The organism is Methylobacterium sp. Leaf93 (genome assembly GCF_001422345.1).
GTDB lineage: Bacteria > Pseudomonadota > Alphaproteobacteria > Rhizobiales > Beijerinckiaceae > Methylobacterium > Methylobacterium bullatum.
Window position 1 is genome coordinate 144,756 of the sequence record NZ_LMMS01000003.1, and the last position, 22,793, is coordinate 167,548.

The 22,793-nt window shown below is 67.1% G+C and carries 31 protein-coding genes; 11 read left to right on the forward strand and 20 right to left on the reverse strand.

Going from position 1 to position 22,793, the window contains the following annotated elements; genetic code table 11:
- Positions 1-2 precede the first annotated feature (2 nt).
- The 4 genes from ASF26_RS05045 (at position 3) to ASF26_RS05060 (ending at position 2,061) form a co-directional block, all read left to right on the forward strand.
- Positions 3-755 (forward strand): ABC transporter permease, encoded by a 753-nt coding sequence (locus ASF26_RS05045; protein ID WP_056250379.1) that lies wholly within the window; start codon positions 3-5, stop codon positions 753-755.
- The gene (locus ASF26_RS05050; RefSeq protein WP_056250537.1) at positions 755-1,510 is read left to right on the forward strand and encodes an ABC transporter ATP-binding protein; all 756 of its coding nucleotides are present in this window, start codon (positions 755-757) and stop codon (positions 1,508-1,510) included. The genes ASF26_RS05045 and ASF26_RS05050 overlap by 1 nt, the downstream gene beginning before the upstream one ends.
- Positions 1,511-1,626: 116 nt before the next feature.
- On the forward strand, positions 1,627-1,842 hold the full coding sequence (locus ASF26_RS05055; RefSeq protein WP_018044138.1) for a hypothetical protein: 216 nt from the start codon (positions 1,627-1,629) through the stop codon (positions 1,840-1,842).
- Positions 1,843-1,845: 3 nt separating this feature from the next.
- The gene (locus ASF26_RS05060; protein WP_056250381.1) at positions 1,846-2,061 is read left to right on the forward strand and encodes an alkylphosphonate utilization protein; all 216 of its coding nucleotides are present in this window, start codon (positions 1,846-1,848) and stop codon (positions 2,059-2,061) included.
- Positions 2,062-2,063: 2 nt separating this feature from the next.
- On the opposite strand, the gene ASF26_RS05065 is transcribed toward ASF26_RS05060, so the two are convergent.
- Positions 2,064-2,321 carry a hypothetical protein gene (locus ASF26_RS05065; protein ID WP_018044140.1) on the reverse strand — a complete coding sequence of 86 codons (258 nt, stop codon included), beginning with the start codon at positions 2,319-2,321 and terminating at the stop codon, positions 2,064-2,066.
- A 316-nt stretch (positions 2,322-2,637) separates the two neighbouring features.
- On the opposite strand from ASF26_RS05065, the gene ASF26_RS05070 reads away from it, so the two are divergent.
- Positions 2,638-4,452, forward strand: a complete 1,815-nt coding sequence (locus tag ASF26_RS05070) for an adenine deaminase C-terminal domain-containing protein (protein WP_056250382.1) — start codon at positions 2,638-2,640, stop codon at positions 4,450-4,452.
- A 206-nt stretch (positions 4,453-4,658) separates the two neighbouring features.
- The gene (locus ASF26_RS05075; protein ID WP_056250383.1) at positions 4,659-4,841 is read left to right on the forward strand and encodes a hypothetical protein; all 183 of its coding nucleotides are present in this window, start codon (positions 4,659-4,661) and stop codon (positions 4,839-4,841) included.
- 300 nt (positions 4,842-5,141) lie between these two features.
- Here ASF26_RS05075 and ASF26_RS05080 read toward each other — a convergent pair whose 3' ends face one another.
- The 14 genes from ASF26_RS05080 to ASF26_RS05140 form a co-directional block, all read right to left on the reverse strand.
- Positions 5,142-5,396 (reverse strand): hypothetical protein, encoded by a 255-nt coding sequence (locus ASF26_RS05080; protein WP_056250385.1) that lies wholly within the window; start codon positions 5,394-5,396, stop codon positions 5,142-5,144.
- Positions 5,397-6,026: 630 nt separating this feature from the next.
- Positions 6,027-6,473 carry a hypothetical protein gene (locus tag ASF26_RS05085; RefSeq protein WP_056250388.1) on the reverse strand — a complete coding sequence of 149 codons (447 nt, stop codon included), beginning with the start codon at positions 6,471-6,473 and terminating at the stop codon, positions 6,027-6,029.
- The gene (locus ASF26_RS05090; RefSeq protein WP_056250390.1) at positions 6,461-6,775 is read right to left on the reverse strand and encodes a helix-turn-helix transcriptional regulator; all 315 of its coding nucleotides are present in this window, start codon (positions 6,773-6,775) and stop codon (positions 6,461-6,463) included. Before ASF26_RS05090 ends, ASF26_RS05085 begins: the two co-directional genes overlap by 13 nt.
- Before the next feature lie 88 nt (positions 6,776-6,863).
- A complete protein-coding gene (locus tag ASF26_RS05095) occupies positions 6,864-7,223 on the reverse strand; it encodes a hypothetical protein (RefSeq protein ID WP_056250392.1) in 360 nt (119 codons plus the stop codon).
- Positions 7,224-7,303: 80 nt separating this feature from the next.
- The gene (locus ASF26_RS05100) at positions 7,304-7,993 is read right to left on the reverse strand and encodes a hypothetical protein (RefSeq protein WP_056250394.1); all 690 of its coding nucleotides are present in this window, start codon (positions 7,991-7,993) and stop codon (positions 7,304-7,306) included.
- An 82-nt stretch (positions 7,994-8,075) separates the two neighbouring features.
- Positions 8,076-8,321 (reverse strand): hypothetical protein, encoded by a 246-nt coding sequence (locus tag ASF26_RS05105; protein WP_056250396.1) that lies wholly within the window; start codon positions 8,319-8,321, stop codon positions 8,076-8,078.
- A gap of 74 nt (positions 8,322-8,395) precedes the next feature.
- Positions 8,396-8,734 (reverse strand): hypothetical protein, encoded by a 339-nt coding sequence (locus ASF26_RS05110; protein ID WP_056250399.1) that lies wholly within the window; start codon positions 8,732-8,734, stop codon positions 8,396-8,398.
- Between the two features lie 99 nt (positions 8,735-8,833).
- Entirely contained in the window at positions 8,834-9,955 is a 1,122-nt protein-coding gene (locus ASF26_RS05115) for a tyrosine-type recombinase/integrase (protein WP_056250401.1), read from the reverse strand.
- Between the two features lie 14 nt (positions 9,956-9,969).
- Positions 9,970-10,422 (reverse strand): hypothetical protein, encoded by a 453-nt coding sequence (locus ASF26_RS23340; RefSeq protein WP_056250404.1) that lies wholly within the window; start codon positions 10,420-10,422, stop codon positions 9,970-9,972.
- 54 nt (positions 10,423-10,476) lie between these two features.
- A complete protein-coding gene (locus tag ASF26_RS05125) occupies positions 10,477-10,971 on the reverse strand; it encodes a hypothetical protein (RefSeq protein WP_056250405.1) in 495 nt (164 codons plus the stop codon).
- Between the two features lie 106 nt (positions 10,972-11,077).
- Positions 11,078-11,956 carry a hypothetical protein gene (locus ASF26_RS05130; RefSeq protein ID WP_056250408.1) on the reverse strand — a complete coding sequence of 293 codons (879 nt, stop codon included), beginning with the start codon at positions 11,954-11,956 and terminating at the stop codon, positions 11,078-11,080.
- Positions 11,956-12,459, reverse strand: a complete 504-nt coding sequence (locus ASF26_RS05135) for a hypothetical protein (protein WP_147842680.1) — start codon at positions 12,457-12,459, stop codon at positions 11,956-11,958. Before ASF26_RS05135 ends, ASF26_RS05130 begins: the two co-directional genes overlap by 1 nt.
- 5 nt (positions 12,460-12,464) lie before the next feature.
- Positions 12,465-12,632, reverse strand: coding sequence for a hypothetical protein (locus ASF26_RS22485; RefSeq protein WP_156462869.1), 168 nt, complete (start codon positions 12,630-12,632; stop codon positions 12,465-12,467).
- Positions 12,632-13,150, reverse strand: a complete 519-nt coding sequence (locus ASF26_RS05140; RefSeq protein ID WP_156462870.1) for a GcrA family cell cycle regulator — start codon at positions 13,148-13,150, stop codon at positions 12,632-12,634. The genes ASF26_RS22485 and ASF26_RS05140 overlap by 1 nt, the downstream gene beginning before the upstream one ends.
- Positions 13,151-13,275: 125 nt before the next feature.
- Between ASF26_RS05140 and ASF26_RS05145 the strand changes: the two genes are divergently transcribed.
- A complete protein-coding gene (locus tag ASF26_RS05145; RefSeq protein WP_056250414.1) occupies positions 13,276-14,154 on the forward strand; it encodes a hypothetical protein in 879 nt (292 codons plus the stop codon).
- Between the two features lie 56 nt (positions 14,155-14,210).
- Positions 14,211-14,897, forward strand: a complete 687-nt coding sequence (locus ASF26_RS05150) for a hypothetical protein (RefSeq protein WP_056250416.1) — start codon at positions 14,211-14,213, stop codon at positions 14,895-14,897.
- 75 nt (positions 14,898-14,972) lie between these two features.
- Here the strand turns inward: ASF26_RS05150 and ASF26_RS05155 are convergent, their stop codons facing one another.
- Positions 14,973-15,308 carry a hypothetical protein gene (locus ASF26_RS05155; RefSeq protein WP_056250418.1) on the reverse strand — a complete coding sequence of 112 codons (336 nt, stop codon included), beginning with the start codon at positions 15,306-15,308 and terminating at the stop codon, positions 14,973-14,975.
- A gap of 308 nt (positions 15,309-15,616) precedes the next feature.
- Here ASF26_RS05155 and ASF26_RS05160 point away from each other — a divergent pair, with 308 nt between their 5' ends.
- Both ASF26_RS05160 and ASF26_RS05165 read left to right on the forward strand, forming a co-directional pair.
- Positions 15,617-15,952, forward strand: a complete 336-nt coding sequence (locus tag ASF26_RS05160; protein WP_056250420.1) for a hypothetical protein — start codon at positions 15,617-15,619, stop codon at positions 15,950-15,952.
- 151 nt (positions 15,953-16,103) lie between these two features.
- Positions 16,104-18,710 (forward strand): AAA family ATPase, encoded by a 2,607-nt coding sequence (locus ASF26_RS05165; protein ID WP_056250422.1) that lies wholly within the window; start codon positions 16,104-16,106, stop codon positions 18,708-18,710.
- A gap of 735 nt (positions 18,711-19,445) precedes the next feature.
- Here the strand turns inward: ASF26_RS05165 and ASF26_RS22495 are convergent.
- From ASF26_RS22495 to ASF26_RS05190, 4 genes are all read right to left on the reverse strand, one after another.
- The gene (locus tag ASF26_RS22495; protein ID WP_147859846.1) at positions 19,446-20,159 is read right to left on the reverse strand and encodes a hypothetical protein; all 714 of its coding nucleotides are present in this window, start codon (positions 20,157-20,159) and stop codon (positions 19,446-19,448) included.
- 198 nt (positions 20,160-20,357) lie between these two features.
- On the reverse strand, positions 20,358-21,023 hold the full coding sequence (locus ASF26_RS05180; RefSeq protein WP_056149076.1) for a hypothetical protein: 666 nt from the start codon (positions 21,021-21,023) through the stop codon (positions 20,358-20,360).
- Positions 21,020-21,622: a type II TA system antitoxin MqsA family protein gene (locus tag ASF26_RS05185; protein ID WP_082477521.1), complete on the reverse strand. Its 603-nt coding sequence runs from the start codon at positions 21,620-21,622 to the stop codon at positions 21,020-21,022. The genes ASF26_RS05180 and ASF26_RS05185 overlap by 4 nt, the downstream gene beginning before the upstream one ends.
- Complete coding sequence (locus ASF26_RS05190; RefSeq protein ID WP_055958963.1) at positions 21,619-21,936, reverse strand: type II toxin-antitoxin system MqsR family toxin; 318 nt, start codon at positions 21,934-21,936, stop codon at positions 21,619-21,621. The genes ASF26_RS05185 and ASF26_RS05190 overlap by 4 nt, the downstream gene beginning before the upstream one ends.
- A gap of 423 nt (positions 21,937-22,359) precedes the next feature.
- On the opposite strand from ASF26_RS05190, the gene ASF26_RS05195 reads away from it, so the two are divergent.
- A complete protein-coding gene (locus ASF26_RS05195) occupies positions 22,360-22,722 on the forward strand; it encodes a hypothetical protein (RefSeq protein ID WP_056250539.1) in 363 nt (120 codons plus the stop codon).
- The last annotated feature ends 71 nt before the right edge of the window (positions 22,723-22,793 follow it).

Genomic DNA, 22,793 nt, shown 5'->3' on the forward strand with positions numbered 1-22,793 from the left:
GGATGACCGCCCTTCGCGCACCCGCCCTCGCGGCTCTCGGACTCGTCGCCTTCCTCCTGTTCTGGGAGGCGATGCCTCGGCTCGGGCTGATCAACCCGGCCTTCCTGCCGCCGCCGAGCACGATCCCGGCCGCCTTTCTCAACGAGATCCGGCTCGGGGTGTGGGGCGAGGCGGTGTGGTCGAGCCTGAGCCACTACCTCGTCGGCCTCGCCGTCGGCGCCGGGGCCGGCATCGCGCTCGGCATCGTCGTGGGGATGTTCCACGGCTTCGAGGCGCTCACCGCCTGGATCGTGCGCCTGCTGCGCCCCATCCCCGGCCTCGCCTGGGTGCCCTTCGCCATCATCTGGTTCGGGGTCCAGCCCTCGGCCGCCGTGTTCATCATCGCCATCGGCGTGTTCTGGATCGTGTTCTTCGCGACGCAAGGGGCGGTGCGCGGGGTCGACCGCGACCTCATCGAGGTGGCCCAGGCCTTCGGCTTCCGCTCCGCCTGGTCGCGTCTCACCAAGATCGTGCTGCCGGCCGCCACGCCGGGCATCCTCGTCGGCCTGCGCACGGCGCTGGGCCAAGCCTGGATGGCGGTGGTCGCCGCCGAGATCTTCGGCGTGCCCGGCGTCGGCGCCCGCATGATGCAGGCCTCCAGCCTCCTCTCCACCGACATCGTGGTCGTTTACATGCTCACCATGGCCGGGCTCTACGGCCTGTTCGATACCGGCTTCGTCGCTCTCCAGGGCTGGCTCCTGCGGTGGCGCGCCTGATGGACCCGATCATCGACATCCGCGGCCTCAGCCTCGCCTACGAGCGCGACGGAATCCGCAACGTCATCCTGTCGGAGCTCGACCTCTCCATCGCGCGCGGGGAGTTCGTGGTCATCGTCGGCGAATCCGGCGTTGGCAAATCCACGGTCCTTCGGGTGCTGATCGGCCTCGCCGAGCCCAGTGGCGGAACCGTGCGCCTCGCCACGCGCGAGGGCTGCCGCACGCCGATGGCGCTGGTGTTCCAGGACGCCCGCCTGCTCCCCTGGCGCCGGGTGATCGCCAACGTCGCCTTCGGTCTCGAGGGCAGCGGCCTGTCGAAGGCTCAGCGCCTGGCCAAGGCGCAGGAGATGCTCGCCCTCGTGGGTCTCGGCGACCTCGGGCAGCGCTGGCCACACCAGCTCTCCGGCGGTCAGCGCCAGCGAGTCGCCATCGCGCGCGCGCTCGCCGTCGACCCGGACGTGCTCCTCATGGACGAACCCTTCTCCGCGCTGGACAGCTTCACCCGCGAGGGCCTGCAGGACGAGCTGCAGCGCATCCAGGCCGCGACGGGCAAGACCATCCTGTTCGTCACCCATGATATCGACGAGGCGGTAACCCTCGCCGACCGTGTGGTGGTGCTCGCGGGGAGTCCCGGACGGGTCGCCGCCGACATGCCCATCGACGTTCCCCGCCCGCGCCTGCGCCGGGATACGGCCCTCACTGACGCGGCCCGGCTCCTGCGGGCCGAATTGTCGGGGCGGTCGGCGGAATTGTGACCCTCCACGCAGGCAAGGCGTTCTCCGGGGGACGCGCCATTGCATCCCGCCGATAAAGACTGCATCGCTCCCCACCCGAGACCGCCTGGACGGTCGATCGGCAGAAAGACCCCGCCATGACGCCCGACGAGATTGCAGACCTCAACCGCGCCCGCGCCAGCCTCTCGCGGCAGCGCAGCGCCCTCGCCAAGCGGATCGGTTCGAGCGAACTCGCCGCTGCTTCCGCGGCGGAGGATTTCATGCGCATCCTGCTGGCGATCGAGGCGGTCGACCGGGCGCTGACCAATGCCGGTCAGCCGTACATGCCGCCGATCTCCGACGCGGACGCCTGAGCCATGGCCGACACCAAGGACGCCAATGGCACGAAGCTGGCGGACGGAGATTCCGTGACCCTGGTGAAGGACCTCAAGGTCAAGGGCACGTCGACCACGTTGAAGCGGGGAACGCTGATCAAAAACATCCGCATCACGGACGATCCCGACGAGATCGAGTGTAACGCTGATAAGGTGAAGGGGCTCGTCCTGAAGGCCCAGTTCCTTAAGAAGGCCTGAGATCAATCGCCGGAGACGGCGCTCGGCGCGCGGATCGGCGAGCGGCTCAGGCTGCGGATGGCACGGGAGGGGCGGCCGGACTTCTCGGCGATGGCGCGATCCTGCTCCTCGATAAGGTGCCGGGCCGGCTCGTCGCCGTCGAGGCCTCCGAGGATCTCCATGGGGACCCGCCGGTTCGAGGCGCGGGACTCGTCCTCGTAGAGGACATCGAACAGGACGGAGCCACGCTCCTGCGGTTTCGACTTGGTGCGCTTGGCCATGACGGATGCTCGGACGATGAAAACCGGAAGGGTGCCCGGTCGACGGCTCTCAAAGCACGATGCTTGGCGATCGACCTCGTGGTCCCGCCGGCATCCCGCCTTCTTCGCCGTCGCCGATAGATCGGAAGGGTCGCGACCGGGCTCCGGCGCTACATGATCCCGTCGCGACGTTAAGGCAACCCGTATCCCCCTCCGGCACGGTGCGGCGCAAGGCAGCCTGCCGCAAGTGCTGAACGGTGGCATGATGCGTGCGGACCGCCCGCTGGGACCCCTCCCGTCGGAACGGGGCCGGGCGAAGCGAGGAGCCGATTGCACGATGACCGATCCGAAACCGCTGACGCGCTTCTCCGTCGCTCCCTTGAGCCGGATGACCCGCCAGCTCGCCAGTGTCGCAGGCGGACGGGCCGAGCCGGATCTGGTCATCACCGGCGCGCGCATCTTGTCCACCTATTCCGAGCGGATGCGGCCCGACAGCGAGGTCTGGATCACCGGCGGGCGCATCGCCGCCGTGAAGACGGCGGGAGCCTACAGGGGCGGTGCGCCACGCTATGAGGCCGGCGGCGGCATTCTGGCTCCCGGCCTGGTCGATCCCCATCTGCACATCGAGAGCAGCATGGTGACGGCCTGTGCCTATGCCGAAGCTGCGCTCCTCAATGGCACAACGACGATCGTCTGCGACAGCCACGAGATCGGCAACGTCCTCGACACGGACGGGATCGCCTGGATGCTGGAGGATGCCCGCGCGGCGCCGCTCAATATCTACCTGACGGTTCCGAGCACGGTTCCGGCCACCTCGCCGGAACTCGAGACCGCCGGCGGCGACCTCACGGCGGAGAAGATTGGCGCCCTGTTCGATGCGTGGCCGGAGGCGATCGGCCTCGGCGAGAAGATGGATTTCGTCGCCGTGGCCGAGGGGGACGAGCGGGCTCATGCCATCATCGCGGCTGCACTGCAGCGTGGGCGACCGGTCTCCGGTCACATCTACGGACGCGGCTTTGTCGGCGCCTATGCCGCCAGCGGCGTCACCGACACCCACGAGGCCATCGACCGGGACATTGCCGACGACTTGCTGGAAGCGGGATTGTGGATCTACCTGCGCGGAGGCCCGCCGACCACGCCCTGGCACAGCCTGCCCAAGGCCATCGGCACGATCATCGAACTGGGGGCCTCGGCCAAGCGGGTCTGCGTCTGTACCGACGACCGGGACGCCCAGGATCTCCTCGCCTACGGTCTCGATTGGGTGGTGCGAGAGGCCATCCGCATGGGTATTCCCCGCGAACAGGCGTGGTCGATGGGCTCGCTGCATCCGGCGACCCGGTATGGGCTCGATAGCGAGATCGGTGGCTTCGGTGGCGGTCGCCGGGCCGATCTCGTACTCCTCGACGACGATTTCATTCCGCAGACCACTTGGTACGGTGGCCGTTGCGTGGTCGAGAATCGCACGATCACGCCTCTCCTCGATGCGGCGCTCTCGCGTCCCTACCAATACCCTGCACCGGCCTATGCGACGATGCATCTGCCACTGCCCCTACCAGCCCTGGTCCCGGTGCTCCCCAAAGGCCGCTGTGTCGTCAACGCCATCCGCACCACGCTTCCCGGAATCGAACTGACCCATGAGCGGTACGACCTGACGCCTGCTTCGGATTGGCCGACGACCCTGCGGGACAACGATCTGTGCTTCGTCACCGTCATTGAGCGCCATGGCGGAGCCGGCAACGTCGCACACGGATTGCTGCGTGCCTTCGGGCTGAAGCATGGCGCGGTCGCGAGCAGTGTCGGCCACGACTCGCACAACGTGATCGTCGCGGGGCTGAACGCGGAGGATATGCGCGTCGCCATTGATGCGTTGTCGGCGATCCAAGGGGGCGTCTGCGTCGTCGAGGATGGCCAGGTGACCGCCATGGTTCCGCTGCCAGTGGCGGGACTTCTCTCGGACAAGCGCGTCAGTATCGTCGCCGAGGAAGTCCGACTGCTGAAGAAGGGCTGGGAGCGGGCCGGGTGCACGATTCCCTATATGGGGTTCAACCTGATCCCCCTCTCGGTCATTCCGGAAATTCGGATCACCGACAAGGGCATCGTATTGGTCCCAGCCATGGAGATTGTGCCGCTATTCGAACCCGTAGAGGCCTAAAACTCCTATTGGGAACCGATGCACTTCAAAGATCGTTGATGAATCAGGTCTCAACAGCCTTTCCCATGTCGGCTTTTGCAAGCCGTAGTGTTATCGAACCGGTCAGCCGAATTGTCCGTTGAGGCGATTGGCTGGCCGTTTTGCGTTATCTTCTAGGGGCTATTGCTCCAATAGCGGGAGAGAACGCCTTTTTATGGAGTGAGTTGATGCGGAATCTTCTGACGCTCGTCGTCCTCGGCTTCGTCGGCTTCGTCCTCGTGGCGATGTTCGTCGCACCAACCCGGCCGGATCTGAAAACTTGGTACCTGAAGAATGCCTGCGAGCATCTCGATAAGGTTTCGGCGAAAATCTGCGATCCCATGCGTCAGACCGGCGGGCAAGCGCTTTAACGAGAGCTCTGTCTGGAGGCTTTCAAGCATGATGAACTCGCTTGGCGTCCGGTATCAGGGTAAATCCCATGAGTTGGGGGTATCTCATCACGAGATAGACCCTGCCAAATATCGATATGATCCAACAAGGCCGGGGCGGAAACGCCGGTTCTGAGATCACCCGGATACGGGTCTGTATTCCCGCTCTGTCCCGTACGAATGCTGAGCAGCAGAGACCTGCCTAGCGAAACAGCTCAGCGCCAAATGATGGCGCCGAGCTGTTTCGTTAAGTTCATTCAAATCGTGACGATGGCGTAACGCTCAATAACCGTAGCGCCAAGCACGGCGGCGGGCGTCCCAACGACGCTCGCGACGGATTTCCTGCCGGATGGCTTTGCGTCGCAAATAGCGGGCGCTGTGACCATAGCCATAGCCGTAGCCATACTGCACATGTTCCACGGCGCCCGACGGAGCGATATCCACCTTGCCGAGCGATATGGGGGCAGCCTGGGATGCGGAGGCGAAGCCGGCGCAGGCTACGAATACCGTGAGGGCGGCAATCCGGAATGATTTCATCGCGTCGTATTCCTTCGGTCTGGATTCAGTGGTTCAGGGCCGGGACGGGCATAGAAGGTAAAAATCGTTAACGAAACCCAAACCTGCCCGTATGACCCTCAAACCAGATAGAGAGTCGCCGACGCGCGAAACACTTTGGGGCAATGGGCCTCGTTCACGATTCGGAGAGCCTCATTCACCGTAATCCGGCGGTTCAAGGCGAGTTCTTCGAGGGTCATCCACGTTGATGTCATACGTTTTTTCCCTTGCTGTCGTTCACTCAACATGCAGAGGGCCGTATTGGTTCATCGACAGGTCCGGAAGGTCGCTACCGGATGAAGCGATGTGCGGGAAGCCGACGCATCATAACCGTCTGCCAGGAGATGCGTTACAAGGCGAAAACGACGAAGACCGCCCGAAGGCGGCCTGTCGCAGTACTATAAGTCGGTTGGATGAATTGGAGCGGGCGAAGGGATTCGAACCCTCGACCCCAACCTTGGCAAGGCTCTCACCCCGCCGCAACTTTCCTAGGGACCGGCGTCCGGCCCGTCAATTCCCATGCAACGCCGTTCGATTGGATCGAGCGCCATGCACGGCCATGCGGGCCGGATTTCGTAATTGCGGGGCCATTCCGGGACCCCGCTCCGGGCGTCAGATATACACGTACCGCCCATCCTTCAGACGCATCCGGATCCCCAGGACGACGACGAAGGCTCCCGGCAGGATCTGGAACAGGTAGCTCACCAGGTACAGCCAGGGCGCGCCGGCCATCGCGGACATGATCGCCTCCGCGGTGGATCCGACCAGCATGAGGCCGGAGCCGAGGATGAGCGCGTCGAGGCTGTAAGCCCGCTTTGGCTGCGGCTCGGTCCTCAGGATCCCGCCGACGCTCCACCAGCAGCCGAGAGCATGCCGGAGCTGATCGAGCTTGGTGTCGCAGTCGGCGAGGTGCGATGACCACTCCTCGGCGTAGGACTCCCGCTTGCCCTCCGGCAGCCGGGCGGCCGCCTTGCGGATGAGGAAGCGGGCGAGCCTCGGGCAGCGGTCGTAGAGGTCCGCGCCCAGGATGTTCATGAGCAGCCCGATCAGGAGTTCCATGCGAGGGCTCCTTCCGGCGCGACCTGGTACTCGGCGAACGCGGCACGGGCCCGGGCGCGCCCTGCCATCGTCAGCGTGTAGAACCGTCGCCTCGGCCTCCCGGCCTCGCTCGGTTCCACCTCCTCCCACTTCCCCTCGACCCAGCCGGCGGTCTCCAGCCGGGCGAGCATGGGGTACATCGTCCCCGACCCGATGCGGGCGGACTTGCTGATCTCCGCGCCCGACCTCCCCTCAAGGGGAGCCGAGAGCAGGAACTTGAGCGCGCGCAGGGTCGTGTCGGAGAGCCGGACGTCCTCAGCCATGGTGTACCTCGAAAGTCGACATAGCCCCCTATATCGACTTTCGACTACGCTTGTCTAGTCCCTGGTCCTTCCGACGCAGGGCCCGCCCTCAGGCCAGTGTCGCGAGGTCGGCTTTGTCCTCCTCCGGCGCCGCCGGGGCCCACTCCATCCGGATCTCGGCCGCGCGGCGTTCCAGGTCCTCGGCCGCTCGGATCGCGAGACGCCGAGTGGGCTCGAACAGGGCATCGGGCACGGGGCGGGAGCCCGAAATCCACTGCGACACCTGCGCCTGGGTGATGCGCCGGCCCGCAACTTCCGAGAGCGCCGTCGCGAAGAAGCTCTGCCAGCGCGGCCCGAAGGCTCGCTCGCCGAGGCTGATGACGCCCCGTCGGATGAGGATTTGAGCCTCGGTCAAACCCGAGAGGTCGACCTTGGCCTCGCGGATCGGCTTGGGGAAATCGAAGGACACGGTGCGGGCTCCTGCGCAGGACGGGCGTTTCAATTCTACACCGGCCGCCCCGTGATGGGGGGCCGGTGGAGGTGCAGGCTTCAGGCGGCCTCGACTTCGAGGAGGTTTTTGATCCCCCGGCGGATGCGCTCGGCGCCCTCGTGCAGGCCCTGGTCGTTGCCGGCCTTCCAGCCGAGGATCGCCATCTCGACCTCGCGGCGCGTGACGTCTCCGGGGAGCGAGAGGATCGGCCTGCCACCCACGCGGACTTGGATGCTCATGCCTCCCGGCGCGCCCCACGCCCACCACCCCTGACCGCGGACGTCGTACCCGGGGAACTGGCCGATGAGATCGCACGCGACCTCCTCAAGATGGCGCACCTGCAGGTTTCGCAGAGTCGCAATCAAGTGCTCGCGTGCCTCCCAGCGGTCGTGGCCGGCGCGTCCGTGGCCGGTCATCCGAGCTACCTCTCCGACGAAGGTCCTGGCGGCGTAGACGGCCCTCTCAGCGGCCGTCCACTCGTCGTCCTCGGTCGACTGGCGCAGCGTCGGTGCCGCGGCGGCGTGCGGCTCCAGGGCGGCGGCGACGGTAGCGTGGTCGTCGGAGGTGCAGAAGTCGAACGTGAGGATCGCGGCAACGGCGGGGTGCTCCGGGAAGGCGCGTTTGGCGGCGGCCCGACCCTCGGCGTCGATCGTGCCGAGGGCGCCGAACATGGCGTAGACGGTCGCGTCCTCGTCCCGGGACGGGGACGCGGCGAGCACGGCCTCGATGGCGGGGATGACAGCTTTCATGGGTGTGGTCCTTCCGGAAGGGCTGGGTTCGGTCCTGAGGCCCGGGATCGGGAGGTCTCACACCCCTCCCGAGGGGCGGGCCTCAGTCGCCGGAGAGGCGGCGCTCGGCGCGCTTGCGCAGCACGGAGGCCTCGATCGTGCGGGCCGTCAGGCCGGTGCGCACGTGCACGGTCGCCTCGCGCTCGAAGTCCCGCTCGCCCTGGTAGCGGCGGTAGACGCCGACCCGGACGATCCAATTGCCGTCGAACCTGAACTCGCCCTCGGTCGTCAGGCGCAGGCCGTCGTCGAAGTCCACGCCGTCGTTGTCGAAGTCCACCATCCTGGCCATGTCCGGATCCTCTGTGCTGGGGGGTAGGGTTCTCGCCTGAGGCCGGGGGGCGATCCCCCGGCCGGTCCGCGCCCTCAGTCGGCGCAGACCTGGGAGTCCTCCCAGATCTCGGCCTGGAGCTCGGCGTTCATGACGCCATGGCCGTCCTCGGCGCCGCCGGCGACGACGATGTCGCGGTACGTGCGGCCGTTGATCCTGTGCTCATTGCCCCAGCAGAGGACCGAGCCGTCGCCCAGCACCGCGATCGCATCGGAGCCGAGGTCGTCGAGGTCGACCGTGGCGGTCTCGGTGGGGGCGGAGAGGGCCGCGATCTCGGCGAGCGCGGTGTCGAGGTCGGACTGGGTGATGATTTCGTTCAGGGCGTGCTCGACGGCCTGGTTGTGGGCGACGTTGGCGGCGGTGAGTTTGGACATCGGTGCGGTTCCCTCGGGGAGACCGTCTCCCCGTTGCTTGTAAATATACAAGCAACGGGGCCGAAAGCAAGGGGTGCTTGTAAAAAATAAAGCTCCGCGTTAGGCCGCCGCAGCCGCCTTCTGGTAGGCGCTCGACGTGTGGCCGTAGACCTTGAGGACCATGGCCAGCGACATGCCGAGGTACTCGCTCACCTCCACCGGAGGCACGCCGGCGCGGAGCATGATCGTTGCCCTGGAGTGCCGGAGGATGTGCGGCGTCGGCCAACCCATCTCGTCGGCGTCGCCCTCGGCCTCCTCCGAGAGGTAGCCCTCCTCCTCCTCGGGCAGGTCGGCGGCGAGGCCGGCCGACAGGTCGGTGACGCGGTGCGTCCCGTCGATGTCGCGCCGGTCCAGGCAGGCCCGGATCGCGGCCATCCTGAACCCCTTGCTGACCCGCTTCACGGCGGCACCGTTCCGATGGACGACGCGCGACACGCCGGCCGCCAGGTCCTCCTCGCGCCACTCCTTGAGGAGCGGGAGCAGGCGATCGTGGATCCGGCACGGGGGCTGCGTCTTGCGGGATGCCGGCGCCTCGGGGCCCTCGCGGAACATCGTCACCGTCGGGAAGTCCACGTACCCGGCGACCTTGTGCTTGCGCCAGCGCAGGTCGAGGACGGCCGCGCTCCGGGTGCCCGAGTAGAACGCGATCTGGAGGAACCGCACCAGCTGGTCGCCGGGCTCGTGGCGCAGGCCCTCGATCGGCTGCCAGTACGGCTCGCGCGTGGCGATGTCTGAGGAGAACCAGCGGAACCCGGAGGCCGCCTTCAGGAGGCGCTCGAACTCCGATTCGGTCAGCCAGTCCGGATGGCCCTTCGAGGCCTTGGGCAGTTCGAGCACCGGAACCGACGAGAGGTTGTACTCCCGATGCCAGGCGTTGATGGCGGCCGACAGGGTCCCGAGCTCGCGCCGGGCCGTCGACGTCGAGATCGGCTTCGAGATCTTCCAGCCGGGCTTCGTGTAGCGCTCGCTCGTCCGCTTCTCGACGTAGTCGCGGCACGTCGATCCACGGATCTGCGCCAGCGTCAGGCCCCTCAGGATGCGAAGTAGGTGGACGATGTGCTGGCCGACCAAGGCGGCATTCTTCGTGCCCTCCATGCGGGCGCCGTAGAACGTCAAGCAAGCGGCGACGGACACCAGGCGGGGGTTGGAATTCGCCGGGTCGTCGTGATCCGGCGAGGCCATGAGCCGCTCTCGGGCTAGGCGCCCTTGCTCCGCGATGTGGAGCGCGAGCTCCTCTTGAGCCGCGCCGCGAGCTGCAAGGCCGTGTCGTGTTCTGCGCTTGTAGCGCTCGCCATCGATGAAGTCTGCGATTGCCCAGACCTGTCGCTTCCGGTCGAAGACAAGGCGGGAGGGTTGCTTGGGGCGAGCCACGTATTTCTCCAGTCGAGCAGGTATTGGCGGGTCGTGTAGATCGCGTGTCCGGGCTGCATCGATTTCAGTCGATGAGGATCCGGGGCACGCGTCGCGGCCCGCAGCTGCGCGGTGGAGAAGGTCGGGAAGCCCAGGGCGTCCGCTAGCTCGGGGGCCCACGCGGCGACGTCGAGCGACATCAGCGTGTCCGTACCGGCCATGGAGGCCTCGTCGCGGGCGCCGTCCGAGAAGTCGAACGGGCCGGCGTGAAGGACGAATGTGGGCTTCGAATTGAGCATGGTGCGATTCTGAATCGAGGGGGCTTCGACTGCAACGGCAAATAGAGGCTGCGGTTAACACGGCGGGGGATGGTTACTGGGACATGCTCGAAGTCCCAGCGTTTCGGCCGTCCGCGTGTAGGTCCGGTTCGGGCGGTACCGGCGGTAGATCTGCCGCATCGCGTCATCGACGGCCTCGGCGCTATCGTCCGCGAGGAGCTCCGCCGACGCATCGCCGTCGTCGGATTCCGAAAACCGAAAGACGATGTACTGCCGCCCCAAGGTCGGCCGCCATCCGAAATGGGCCGGGCATGCGTCCGGGTCCCGCCGGCGGAAGAGCAGGAGCCGCCCCTCCTCGACGCCGAGGATCTCCCCCAGGAACTCGTCCTCCGGATCGCGGGAGAGGTGGGAGTCCCCGTCATCCCTCGCCGTGAACGGCGGACTGGCCGTCACCAGATGCCCATGCTTGATCACGCAGCGATCGAGGCTGTGGGCCTCGGTGATGCTCATGTCGAACGTGATCGACAGGGGAGCGGACGGGGTCGGGGCGGGCTTCTTCTTGGTGGCCATGGTCAGGTGTCCTTGTGTTCGGTGGAACGCGCAGCCTCGGCGCGTGCCCGGGAGGGTGTTCGGTGGAACGCGCAGCCTCGGCGCGTGCCCGGGAGGATCCGGCGCCTCACCACGCGAGGCTACCGAGGGCATCGGCATCGTCGGAGGGGGGCGGTTTGGGCCCCGCCGCCTCGACCGCGGCCACCCGGCGGCGGATCACCCGGAGCCAGTGCAAGCACGTCGCGACGTCGAACCCGGCGTGGCGGTGGTGCGCCGCGAGCGTCGGGACCGCCGCGTCGACCCGCGCCGTGCGGAACTCGGGCGGCAACGCGCCGATCCTGACGAGGGCGTGCCCCACGAGGGCGTCCGGATCGAGCACCAGCAGCTTGCGCAGAAGGGGCTCAACAGCGGCGTCGAGTTCCAAGTACGACCGGGCAACCCGCCCGCGTGGCCGCGCCGACCTCAGCGCCGCCGCGACCGCCTCCGCTTCGCGCACCTCGGCCTCGTACGCGTGCCGCGCGGCCTGCTGGACCGGCGGGAGCCCGCGGACCTGGATGTAGTGGGTCCGCCCGTCGTCGTCGCGGAACTTGATCCACGTCTGCTCGTGTGTCAGCAGGCGCCACATGCGCTGCCCCTCGGGCCCCGTCTCGGCCGCCAGCATGTCGACACGCAGGCCGTAGCGGACGATGACCCCCGCATCGTGCCAGGGCGTCTCCGGGTCGCGGGGGATCACGAGGGCCCGACGTCCCTCCCTGATCCTGGGGAGGTCCTCCACGATCCGATCGATGCCGAGCACGTCCACCGGCTCGCCGTCCCCGTACACCCCGTAGAGCCAGAGGACGTCCTCGCAGACGGCGACCATCTGAGCGTAGGCACCGGCCTCGCCCAGCGGCGTACCTGCCTCAAGGCCCTCGTCGAACGCCCCCTCGTAGCGCCTCGTCCGGAGCTCCTCGATCTGGCGCACCAGCTCGTCGAGACCGGAACCGGTCAGGATCCCGCCCGCCATCAGATGACCTCCCCGACACAGGCGTTCTCGACGCGCGTCCACGCGCCGTCGACGTAGTGGAAGGCGCGCCTGTCCTCGCCCTCGGGATCCCACCCACGCACGTGGGGCTCGGGGCCCCCGTCCACTCTCAGGACGACGACGCCCCCATCGAACAGGCGCACGCGCGTGACCAGGACCTCGCCGTCCCGGCGCACCGAGAGAACCGCCGAGACGAACGTCGGCACGTCGGCCGGCAGGCTCCTCGCGATCGCGGCCTCGACGATGGCTACGTCGCGGGGCCGCCGGCGCCCGACGCCCGCGTCGTCGATGAGGGCCGTCAGGCGGGCGCACGGCGGCAGGGGGGCCGCCTCCCGGATCAGAGGGACCGGCGGCGTCCAGTCGGCCGGCCGGGTGAGCTCCTGCAGCGCGATCTGGCGCCACATCGGATCGCGGACCATCGGGCCAGGATCCGGGACGTAATCCCAGAGGGTCATGAACTCGTCGGCGGGGGGCTGCTCGGGCACGGGGATCACTCCGGCTTGGCGAGGTCGGTGAGCAGCGCCTCGACGTGGGCGCGGTGCTCAGCGGCGAGGCGGTCCGGATCGAGGTGCGGGGGCAGCGCCTCGTCCTCGTCGTCCGGCTCCATCACCTGGTGGTTGTGCTGAAGGTCGATGGCACGGTCGCTCATGCGGCTCATCAGGCGGCCTTCCGGAAAGCGGGGACGTAGGCGGCCTCGCGCGACCTCGGCGCGACGGTCCGGTGCGCCGGGCAGTAGGGCGAGCCGAGATCGGCCGGGTGCCCGCAGGCCGTCGGGTCCAGACGGGGATCGCCGGCGATCCAGCGGCAGACCCCGTCTCGGACGTCGAGGATCGAGACGCGGCGGGACTCCGGCAGGAGAACGTCCGATGCGGCCGGGCGGGGCGCGGGCTTCGGCGGGGGCGGCGGCGCCTTAACCACGAGGGCCTTCGGGGCCTTCCGCGGGCCCTCGTGGGGCTTACGTGCAAGGGGGGGCCTGCTGGCCCCGGGGCCCTGGAAGCTGACGTTCTCGCGCCGCATCCGGCCGATGACCGAGCTGTGGCTACGGGCGATGCCCTCGGCGGCGAGCGTGGCCGAGATGGAGCGGGCGGACACGCCGGCGAGCCACAGCGCTTTGACGCGCTCGACCAGGTCGGGCGACCAAGTGTGGGGATGGAGGGGCATGGGGGTACGGGGCACCGGGGGTCTCCTAACGAACGCAGATCAACATGCAGCCAATGCACCAGCTTTGTCAACAAGACTATTGGCCGGGCTTATTTCGGAGCATAAGCTTGCGTTAACCATTTCCCCGGTGGACACGCCCCATGCCCCGGTTGACCGCTCCCCCGCTCGATTTCGACGGCTTCCCTTGGCGCCACGTCGGCGAGCGCCTCCGCTACGGCCACGCCATGGCGCTCTTCGTCATGGACGAGGCCCCGCAGACCTTCTCGGACGCCTACCGAGCCGAGCGCGGCTTGATGGTCGCGGCGGGCTTCTCCTGGACGGACCGCGCCGGCACCCCGAACCTGCCGCCGTGCTGGTGGGGGATCTCGGCCGAGGACGTGGACGTCCCGGCGCTCAGGGCGGCGGCCGACGCCGCGATCGCTAAGGCCCGCGCCGCCCGTGACGAGGCCAACGCTCGGGCCGAGGAACGCCGGCTCGCCGCGCAGGCTCGCGTCGACGAGATGGCGGGACCGATTCGCGAGCGGCTTCAGGCGCTCGTCGGGGCGGCACCCTGGCAGTTCGGCCGGTCCCTGACGGAGGCGGCCGAGACCGCGCACCGGGCCGAATGGGGGCCCTACGATCTTGAGCGTGCGGAGCGCTGGCTGTCCAACGCCGAGGCCAACCGCGTCCGCGCGGAGCAGAGGATCGGGCGCCCGGCGATGCCGCACTTCTACGCCCGGGCAGAGGACCCGGCGGTGCGCGCTGCGACCCTGGAGGGGCTGCGCTACCTCGCCTCCCTCGACGAGGACTGGGCCGCCATCCAGAACGGCGAGGGTTTCAGCCAGACCACGACCTGGAGCGGTCACGTCCTCGCCGAGCGCGAGGTCCTCGACCGGGGCGAGGCCGCCCACGGGCTCGCGCTGATCCATCAGCACAGGCTGCAGCTGCCCGACGAGCTCTGCGAGCGCGCCCTCGGCGAGGCCCCGGTGCGCCGAGGCCGGCGCCGCGTCCCAGCTGGCGACTTGCTAGCCCCGGCCTGACGATACCCTCGCCCCTGTCTCTCCGTCTCCCTCAGTTCAACTTAGGCAGTCCCGCAATGATCGACCTCAAGAAAATCCTGGCCTTCATCGCCGCTCTCATCGCCGCCATTTTTGGCGACGCCCGCGAGGCCGCCGTGTCCCTGTACGGGGACGTGAAGCGCGTCGCCGGCGTCGCGAAGGCCGCGGTCGACCGCACCGCCACCGCCGTCGGAGCCGGCCTGGAGGGCCCGGCTCGGGCGCTGGATCTCACGGCTTCCGGGATCGGCGGTGTCCTCGGGGCCCTGCTGCCCCGTCCGGCCGTCCACGCGTCCGACGTCGCCGAGGTCGCCCTGGCCAACGACAACCGCGCCGCGGCCGGCCCGCGCCCGGTCGCGCTTGGCCTCGGAGAGCTCGTTATCGCGCACAACCGAGCCGCGATGGACCCGACTGGCCGCTCCGGCAGGGATCTCGCCCCGCTCCCGCGGGACGTCGCATCCTGGCTCGCCGGCCTCGACACTGGCGCCCGGTGCAATCTGGCATTCGTGCCCGCGTTCCGCGTCGAGCAGCATCTCCGCGCCGAGTCCCTCTCGGAGATCCATGGGGGCCTGCCCCTGATGCCGTCCCTTCAGGCGCGCCTTGATGCCGAGGCCCCGAAGCCTCGCCCCGGCGAGTACGACGCAGACGACAAGAGGGTCATCGAGGAGGCCTACAGGCTCCTGGAGACCCCCGAGGCCCACGCCCGCGTCGCCGCCTGCCGCATGTGACGTGTCAGCGACCGAACGACGAAGGGCCCGCCGGTCATCCCGGCGGGCCCTTCGCATGTCTGGGGGGGCTTGAGGCTAGACGAGGCCCTGGCGCCGGGCGGCGGCGACGACCGCGCGCTCGGCCCGCTCGGCCCGGGCCTCGGCCGCCGCGGCGCGCTGCAGGGCGGCGCCGAGGAGGAGGCGGAGCTCGGCGGCCTCAGCGGCAAGGGCATCGGCCTCGGCCTCGACCGCGACGGCATCCCGGCGGGCTTGCCCGAGGCGGCCGGCGAGGCGCGAGACGGCGTGCCGGTCCGTGTCCTGCCGAGCGCGCAGGCCGTCGAAGGCACCCTGGATCGCGGAGTGCCCGAGAGCCAGGCCCTGGCCAACGCGGATGCTGCTGTCGATCGCGAAGCTGCGGGTCTGGTGCGACATGGGCGTCTCTCCTGGCGGGGCGGATCTCACCGCCCAATTCGCGCCTGGGCGGGACTCCCCGTCAACCCGGTGCCACGTGGATCCACATGGGATGGTGAACACCCCGTTTCCGGGGGGGCTGCAGCATGCGTCCTGAACGGATCGCGATTTCGCTCTTGATGAATCGCCGATCATGCAGACTGAAACGCCCAAAAATATGCTGAGGAAATGCTGAGCTCAGCACGACGTGCGCACGAGGGAGTGCCGAGTGAGTGCCGATGGCGTGACATGTCATGGTGCCTTGCACCTCGTCACGGCATCCTACGCCCATGACCGCACCCCGCACCTCATCCTCGGCCGCCCGTGCACGCGAGGCAAACCGCGCCGTCAAGGCGGCCTCCCGCGCCCGGGCGGCGGAGGCGGGCGCGCCCGACCCGGCGACGCTCGACCGCGCGATCGCTGACGGGCTGGCGGTCGTCATCGCAGGCGCGCCCAAGGGGTACCGCCTCGCGAGCCCGATCGACGCGGGAAGGGTTCTGCTGGCGGCGGCCGCCGCGCTCAAGGCCCGCACGGAACGGGCCATCGCGGCCGGAAAGCCGGCGGTCGTCTACCGGCGCGAGGCCGTCGCGACCGCCCTCGCGGCCCGCCTCGGACTGGATCCCTGAGGTCCGGGAGTTCGCAATTTCCGCGTTACACCGGATAGGAGTAACGGGGGGAGGAGATGGCCTGGTCGAAAACACTCAACTGACGCGTCGCCCCTTACGGATCCGAGGGCCCTGCTGCTAAGCTCGAACCCGTGCGGGGGAACGAGTCTCGATGGCGGCGACGGGTTCGGTCTTCGAGATCATCCTGCAATGGTCGAGGAATAAGCCTGACTGGCAGCGGGACGCCCTACGTCGCATAGTGGCCAAGCGCACCCTCGACGCCGACGATCACCAAGAGCTTGCACTGCTCTGCAAGAGGGGATGTGGCTTTCCCGGTATCGAGGTGACACCGTCGCCCTTGGGCGCCGAGCATGTTCCGTCCATGGCCACCGCCGGTGAGAAGGTAGCGCTGACCTCGATCAGGGATGTCATGGGCGTCAATCGGCTCGCTCCCGGCCAGGAACTCTCGTTTGAACCCGATGGAATTACGATCGTCTACGGCGACAACGGGGTAGGAAAATCCGGGTATGCCCGCATCCTGAAGCGGGCGTGCCGGGCACGTTCCCCCGGCGAGATCCTGCCGAATGCCTTCGGCGGCGGTGCCGATGCGGGATCCGCCACGATCGGATGCGTCGTATCGGGCGATCCGATCGCGCCGCTGGCCTGGACCGCCGCGGGCTCTCCCCACGCCATCCTTTCCAGCGTCAGCGTCTTCGACCGCGAATGCGGAATGGTCCATGTGCGCGAGAGGAACGAGGTCGCGTTCCGTCCGTTCGGGCTCGACATCCCCGATGAGCTCGCCGGCGTCTGCCAAGCGATCCGCACGGCGCTGACGGCGGAACAGGGGGCGGTTGAGCAGGCGCGGGATTCGGCGTTCACGGAACCCGCGTTCGGGTCTGGGACCCGGGTCGGGCGGCTTCTCGGCGCGCTCGCTCCGGGTACCGACCTCGGACCCCTGGAAAAGCTGTCGAACCTGTCAGCGGAGGAGCGCGCAAGGCTTCGCCGGCTTGAGGAGGACCTGGCTCGCGACCTGGTCCGGGCCTCAGGGGAGCAGCGCGAGCTGGCCCGGGCCGTACGCCGCCTCTCCGAGGAGCTTGATAGGGTCTTCGGGGCGGTGTCGGATGCGGAGCTCGCGCAGCTTGCGGCGCTCGCCGGGACCGCCCGCTCCAAACGCTCCGCCGCCTCGCTCGCGGCCGAACGCGCCTTCGGCGGAAGCGCCCTGAAGGGGGTCGGGGAGGCGACCTGGCGAGCCCTATGGGACGCGGCGCGGCATTACTCGGAGCATGTCGCCTACGAGGGGCACGACTTCCCGCGAACGGACGCGGAAGCGGTCTGCGTGCTCTGCCACCAGCCGATCTCCGAAGGGACCGGGGATCTGAAGCTGATCTTTGAGGAGTTTGTGAAGGCCGACAGCGAGCGCGAGGCGCGGAAGGCCGAGGTCGCCTACGAGGAGGCCCTGGGGAAGCTGTCGGGTCTGTCGCTGCGGATGTCCGGGTTTCCGCTGCGCCGCCAGCTGTCGGTGACCCATCCGGATGTCGCCGCCGCGATCCTGCGCGGGCTGGCGACCGTCCGGCTTCGGCGATGGATCTGCACGCGGGCACTCGCCGACCGCGGGGCGGGTCCAATGCCCGTGGTTGCGGCCGGCATCATCGGCACGCTGACGACTCTTGCGGATGATACGCAGGCCTATGCCAAGGAGCTTCTGACGGCGGTCGATCCCGCCGGTCGGGTACGGCTGGTTGCGGAACGGGACGAGTTGCGTGACCGCGCACTCTTGGAGGCACTGCTGCCGAAGGCGAGGATCGAGATGGCACGGCTGAGCGAGCTGGCGGGTTTGAAGGACTGCCTGTCCGAGATGGCGACGAATGCCATCACGACGCTCGGCAACACGATCGCCGACAAGGTCATCACGCCGAAGGTCCGCGATCGCTTTCAGGAAGAAATCCAGAAGCTGGCCGCCCACAGGGTGAGGGTCGACATCGTCCGTTCGGGCGGCAGGTACGGCTCCCCGCAGTACCAGGTCCGGCTGTTCGCCAACGAGAGGGCGAAGGTCGGCGAGATCCTGAGCGAGGGCGAGCAGACCTGCGTGGCCCTGGCCGCCTTCCTGACCGAGCTCGCTACCGCGGCTCATGGATCGACGCTGGTCTTCGACGATCCGGTCTCCTCGCTGGACCATCGGTGGCGGCGCAAGGTCGCCGAGCGGCTGGTCGAGGAAGGGGGCGTCCGGCAGATTATCGTCTTCACGCATGACCTCGTCTTCCTGAACGACCTGCATGCGCTGTCAATCGACGGCAGGATCCCGGTCTCCCTGATCTCGCTCACCCACACCTCTGCCGGCGCGGGCGTCGTGAACCAGGGACTGCCCTGGATCGGGGCTAAGGTCCGGGAGCGCCTCGACGCTCTTGAGAAGGACGCGCGGGCGGCCAAGGTCCTCTACGACGACAATCGGGATGATGAGTACGGGGCTGCGGCCTCCCACTTCTTCAGCAGGTTACGAAGCACCTGGGAACGGGCCCTTGAGGAGGTGGCCTTCAACTGCGTCATCCAAAGGCACCGCGACTACATCAGCACCAAGGACCTGAGAAAGGTGGCGAGCCTGACCGTTGCCAACGTCGAGGATTTCGCCGCCGGCTTCAAACGGTGCTGCAATCAGACGGAAGCCCACGATCCATCTCCCGGGCGGAACGCTGCTCCCCTGCGCCCAGACGAACTGCTCAAGGCCGTCGGGGACCTGAGGGCCTGGGTGGATCAGCTTCGTGAGCAGCAAAAGGGCGTTTGACGGCCTTCTGTCATCGTCGCCTACCGCAGTAGGTGCCGCGGCCACCTAGTTGAGATCGACGGCGCCCTCCGCCGCGGCAGCTTGGCCCTGCTAGCCCCCGACACCACGCAAGGCCCCTTTCTAATGATCGCCGAGCGGATCCCCGACGCGCTGACCACCTCGACCTTCGAGCGGGATGCCGACCGGAACATCGCAGGCCGCGACGAGCCCTGATGCGCCTTAACGGTTTTCACCTATCAATCGGATTTGGAGGTACGGGCCCCGGCCTACCGCCGATAGGCATCGTGCCAGGAGTGGTCATCCCACCATCGACGAGAAGGGTGTCGCCGACGATGTAGTCGGACAGGTCGCAGGCTAGGAACGCGATGGCTGAGGCGATGTCCTCGACCCGTCCGATGCGACCATACTGGATCTGCGACACCGCACTGCGCAGATTTTTACCCTGCATCTGGCCCGCGTTAATGCCGGTCCTCACGGCGCCGGGTCGATGGCGTTCACGCGCACCCCGCGCGGGGCGAATTCCTGGGCGAGGGTGCACTTCAGCGTCGTCGTGCCGCCCTTCGAGGCCGCGTAATTAACGTGATCGCCCCACGGGATGCAGTCGTGTGACCTGAAGGCTCCCGACGCGATGGGAACCAGCGTCGTCGGCTGACTTCCCGGCTATCGAGCCAGCCCCGGCTTCTGTTCACTTCCGGCCGTTTGTAGTTCGCACCGATCAGTGTAAAAGGCAATTTTTCAAATATCAAAAATCGCCTTTTCATCGTCTATCGAAGGTAACCGGGGGCTCCTAAGCAGTCTCAATCTTTCATGTCTTACATGTGCTGCCCTTTCAATTTGTCCTCTTAGTGAACTTTGCATGATTTCACCGGGGACAGTTTCGAGAATATCTGAAATTGTTTGATATTTTATTGGTAAGAAAAACCTCTTTTTCAGGACGCTTTTATTGAGAGGTTCGTTCCCCCAATATGTTTTTAAATCACGAATGACAGGCTGGATTTGATCAAGCACGGCAGCTCCATGTAATCGTGTGAATTCTAAGTGATCCATATCTTGATCATCATCGTGCATCCGATTTATATCTCTCAAACAACATGCAGGAAATCCGTTTACATATAGATTCGAATCTGGTCTTGACAGACTAAATCTGAGATCGGTTGATATTTCTTGACAGGCAACTATTCCGAATGCGACGGCCTTAACGAGTAGGTCAACATCTTCAGTAAGTCGCTTGGGTCCAATTTTTATGAAAGGTAGCTTCTGTTCTCGCTGATACATACAGGCTTGTACGAAGCCGACAGCATCCAAATCGAAATTATGCCCAGTGAAGATTGCGCGAATTCTGAGTTCGATGTCGGACGGCGCAAGCTGATTTATATCAGCAAATATTCGAGGTTTTTCAATTTCCTCGTGAAATATTTTGTAGAATTCTTCGCCTCCGATACCTATCATGCCATTATTATCTCTGGTTGAGAGGTTCGCGTAGCGAATGCGTGATAATTAGTCCGGGATGGATATGTATAAGTACAATACAATCCGATGAGATAGATCGCGTGACAACGCTTATAGCTTCTTAGATGCGCTTTCATCAAAACCCCGTCACCAAGGTTACAGCAAATCGCCGCGGCACACCGAAACTGATGCCCGGGCTCAGGCCTTGAGCGCCTCGATGCTGTCGAGGAGGTCTGGGCCGCCGGTCCGGCGGGCGCTCCACTTGCGGAAGATCGCGAGGACACTGCGATCGGTGATGCCGTGGCGGGCTGGGTTGTTCTCGTCCAGGACGCGCCGGAGCCGGGCGGGGACGTCGCGGTGCCAGAACTTGGTATGGTTCGGGCCGACCTCGCGTCCGAGTTCCTGGTAGGCGCCGTTGCCCGCCCAGCGCAGGCCCTTGGCGCCGAGCAGGGTACCGATCTCGCTGGCGCGGAAGTCGAGCTTCCGGCCGATACTGCCCGCGGTACAGATGTAGACCACTGCGGACTCCGCGGAGACGGTGGGCAGGTCCGGGGCGGCGCCCTCGCCGCCGACGCGGGCGAAGGCCTCCTCCGCCTTGCCGGTCCGGACGCCGTGCATCTCGGTGACGAGGAGCTCGACGCCGCGGGTGAGCCGCTCAATGAGCTCGCCTTGCCGCTGGAGGCGCTCATCCTGTTCCCGGACACGCGCTAGATGCTCACCGCGCTCGGCGCGGAGGATCTCGTTCTGCTCCCGGAACTGTGCCGCGATGGTCTCTCCCACGTCGCGCCGGAAATCCTCCATATCCGCGAGGGGTTTCCTCGGCGGAAGGTGGTGGAGCACGCCCATGGGAGGCTTCTCGCTCATGCGGCGACGGCTTCCGGGTTCGCGTGGTTACCATGGAAGGCGTCGAAGGCCGCGTCGGCAGCGAGGGCGGCGAAGCGCTCGTGGTCGATCTCGGTGCGCCGCCCGAGGGCGTCGCGCATGACGGCGTGGGCGCGCTTGCGATCGTCAAGCTCGATCTGGGCGAAGACGCCCTCGGCCTCCGGGTTTACGACCCCGGCCGCAAGCATCTCGCGGCGGGCGAGGTAGGGGTCCCGGGCTAGAGCGCGGATGTAGCGGTCGGCGACCTTGCTCTGAGGAACCTTGCCGCGCTCCCAGCGGGTCCAGGTCTTCGGGCCGGTGGAGAGGATCTGTTCCATGTCGGCCTGGCGGAGCTTGTACTTGAGGCGGATGGCGTTGAGCTCGGCGGCGGACAGGAGCCCGTCCATCTCTCGCACGGCGTTGGCGACGGCGAGCTCGTGCTCGGAGATCTGAGAGCCCTGATAGCTGACGTTCCCGCATTCGACGCAGACCATGCGACGGTCCTGGATGGCGAGGCTCTTCCCCGACCGTTCGACCACGAAGGGCTCGATGCGCTCGCAGACCGCGATCGCCTCGCAGGCTTGGCAGGCCTCCATCGTCATCGATCGATATCCTTCTTGAATGAGGTGACGACCAGGACGTCAGCGCCGGTGACCAGCAGCTTCAGGAACATCCAGTCGGCGCAGTCGTCGACCCAGATCGAGTAGTAGTCCGACACGGTGGTCGGGTGGTGTCTTCGCGTCGGCTCGGACTTGCTGAAGTGCGCCTCGCCCAATTCCGTCTGGATGATCGCCCGCAGGTCGTCCGTGTCGAGCTTACGGGTCCTGAGCTCTTCGAGGACGGGAGAAAAGAACGAACAGGCCTCCTCGTCGGCGGCGAGCGCGCGGACCTTTGCCAGGGGATTGTGCGGCGCCATCCAGCCTCCAAGAGGTAGCACCATGCTACCCGAACTTCAACCGCGGCATTCTGCTGAGGCTGGCGGCCCGGCTCCCTTGGTTGATCCCCGGTAAGCGTGGCCTGGAGGGTTTTACGCATGGGCCGGTGCGCGGTTCCGTCCCTTCGTGGAAGGGGCCGCCCGTGCCTAACCCAGCTCCATCTTCGGCTTGTCGGACGATCGCCAGGACCGGTTCCAAACTAGGTGCGCAGCATGTCCGATGCCCGGTCCCGCTCCTCGCCGACCTGCTCGGGCGGCCGGGAATCGCGACGCTACGGCGACCCCAGACGCAGAGGGGGGCGACGTCTCCGCGGACGCACCCCCGAGCATGTCGGCATTCGGATAGGCGCCCTGGGACGCCCGTCCGGCATGTACGAGCGCCTCCGGATCGTCCATAAGGCAGTCATGAGCGCGGGATTCCCGATTAGGGCCTACGAGGCGTCGCGCGGCTGGTGGGCGACCGCCGTCCGCCTGCTGTCGTTCGTCCTCCTCCTGGCGCTCATGGCGCCCTGTGCGATTTCCTCCGCCGACGCCCATCGCCTTCCTGATCACGCGCCCGCGTTCGCCACGTCCTCGCATAAGGGTGCGCCGGACCAGCCCGACGGGTGCCCGGCCTGCCATGCGACCTGCGGCTGCCATCTGGCCATTGGCATCGAGGCGTCACCCGGGATTCCGATCGCCACCGCCGGACGCCTGTCCTATGCCACGGCCGACGTCACCGTAGCCTCGATCTCCGCCGGTCGCCTTCCAAGGCCCCCTCGCGCCTGAGGCGGCACCGCCACGGCCGTGGCGGATGCAGACCGGACATCCCAGCGGATGCCGGCTCCTTGAGCGAGCTT

What these genes read in the sequence shown, in the direction of transcription:
- ASF26_RS05045 (WP_056250379.1), top strand. Translation starts at nt 3, where the DNA reads ATGACCGCCCTTCGCGCACCCGCCCTCGCGGCTCTCGGACTCGTCGCC.
- ASF26_RS05050 (WP_056250537.1), top strand. Translation starts at nt 755, where the DNA reads ATGGACCCGATCATCGACATCCGCGGCCTCAGCCTCGCCTACGAGCGC.
- ASF26_RS05055 (WP_018044138.1), top strand. Translation starts at nt 1,627, where the DNA reads ATGACGCCCGACGAGATTGCAGACCTCAACCGCGCCCGCGCCAGCCTC.
- ASF26_RS05060 (WP_056250381.1), top strand. Translation starts at nt 1,846, where the DNA reads ATGGCCGACACCAAGGACGCCAATGGCACGAAGCTGGCGGACGGAGAT.
- ASF26_RS05065 (WP_018044140.1), bottom strand. Translation starts at nt 2,321, where the DNA reads ATGGCCAAGCGCACCAAGTCGAAACCGCAGGAGCGTGGCTCCGTCCTG.
- ASF26_RS05070 (WP_056250382.1), top strand. Translation starts at nt 2,638, where the DNA reads ATGACCGATCCGAAACCGCTGACGCGCTTCTCCGTCGCTCCCTTGAGC.
- ASF26_RS05075 (WP_056250383.1), top strand. Translation starts at nt 4,659, where the DNA reads ATGCGGAATCTTCTGACGCTCGTCGTCCTCGGCTTCGTCGGCTTCGTC.
- ASF26_RS05080 (WP_056250385.1), bottom strand. Translation starts at nt 5,396, where the DNA reads ATGAAATCATTCCGGATTGCCGCCCTCACGGTATTCGTAGCCTGCGCC.
- ASF26_RS05085 (WP_056250388.1), bottom strand. Translation starts at nt 6,473, where the DNA reads ATGGAACTCCTGATCGGGCTGCTCATGAACATCCTGGGCGCGGACCTC.
- ASF26_RS05090 (WP_056250390.1), bottom strand. Translation starts at nt 6,775, where the DNA reads ATGGCTGAGGACGTCCGGCTCTCCGACACGACCCTGCGCGCGCTCAAG.
- ASF26_RS05100 (WP_056250394.1), bottom strand. Translation starts at nt 7,993, where the DNA reads ATGAAAGCTGTCATCCCCGCCATCGAGGCCGTGCTCGCCGCGTCCCCG.
- ASF26_RS05105 (WP_056250396.1), bottom strand. Translation starts at nt 8,321, where the DNA reads ATGGCCAGGATGGTGGACTTCGACAACGACGGCGTGGACTTCGACGAC.
- ASF26_RS05110 (WP_056250399.1), bottom strand. Translation starts at nt 8,734, where the DNA reads ATGTCCAAACTCACCGCCGCCAACGTCGCCCACAACCAGGCCGTCGAG.
- ASF26_RS05115 (WP_056250401.1), bottom strand. Translation starts at nt 9,955, where the DNA reads ATGGCCTCGCCGGATCACGACGACCCGGCGAATTCCAACCCCCGCCTG.
- ASF26_RS23340 (WP_056250404.1), bottom strand. Translation starts at nt 10,422, where the DNA reads ATGCTCAATTCGAAGCCCACATTCGTCCTTCACGCCGGCCCGTTCGAC.
- ASF26_RS05125 (WP_056250405.1), bottom strand. Translation starts at nt 10,971, where the DNA reads ATGGCCACCAAGAAGAAGCCCGCCCCGACCCCGTCCGCTCCCCTGTCG.
- ASF26_RS05130 (WP_056250408.1), bottom strand. Translation starts at nt 11,956, where the DNA reads ATGGCGGGCGGGATCCTGACCGGTTCCGGTCTCGACGAGCTGGTGCGC.
- ASF26_RS22485 (WP_156462869.1), bottom strand. Translation starts at nt 12,632, where the DNA reads ATGAGCCGCATGAGCGACCGTGCCATCGACCTTCAGCACAACCACCAG.
- ASF26_RS05145 (WP_056250414.1), top strand. Translation starts at nt 13,276, where the DNA reads ATGCCCCGGTTGACCGCTCCCCCGCTCGATTTCGACGGCTTCCCTTGG.
- ASF26_RS05150 (WP_056250416.1), top strand. Translation starts at nt 14,211, where the DNA reads ATGATCGACCTCAAGAAAATCCTGGCCTTCATCGCCGCTCTCATCGCC.
- ASF26_RS05155 (WP_056250418.1), bottom strand. Translation starts at nt 15,308, where the DNA reads ATGTCGCACCAGACCCGCAGCTTCGCGATCGACAGCAGCATCCGCGTT.
- ASF26_RS05160 (WP_056250420.1), top strand. Translation starts at nt 15,617, where the DNA reads ATGACCGCACCCCGCACCTCATCCTCGGCCGCCCGTGCACGCGAGGCA.
- ASF26_RS05165 (WP_056250422.1), top strand. Translation starts at nt 16,104, where the DNA reads ATGGCGGCGACGGGTTCGGTCTTCGAGATCATCCTGCAATGGTCGAGG.
- ASF26_RS22495 (WP_147859846.1), bottom strand. Translation starts at nt 20,159, where the DNA reads ATGATAGGTATCGGAGGCGAAGAATTCTACAAAATATTTCACGAGGAA.
- ASF26_RS05180 (WP_056149076.1), bottom strand. Translation starts at nt 21,023, where the DNA reads ATGAGCGAGAAGCCTCCCATGGGCGTGCTCCACCACCTTCCGCCGAGG.
- ASF26_RS05185 (WP_082477521.1), bottom strand. Translation starts at nt 21,622, where the DNA reads ATGACGATGGAGGCCTGCCAAGCCTGCGAGGCGATCGCGGTCTGCGAG.
- ASF26_RS05190 (WP_055958963.1), bottom strand. Translation starts at nt 21,936, where the DNA reads ATGGCGCCGCACAATCCCCTGGCAAAGGTCCGCGCGCTCGCCGCCGAC.
- ASF26_RS05195 (WP_056250539.1), top strand. Translation starts at nt 22,360, where the DNA reads ATGAGCGCGGGATTCCCGATTAGGGCCTACGAGGCGTCGCGCGGCTGG.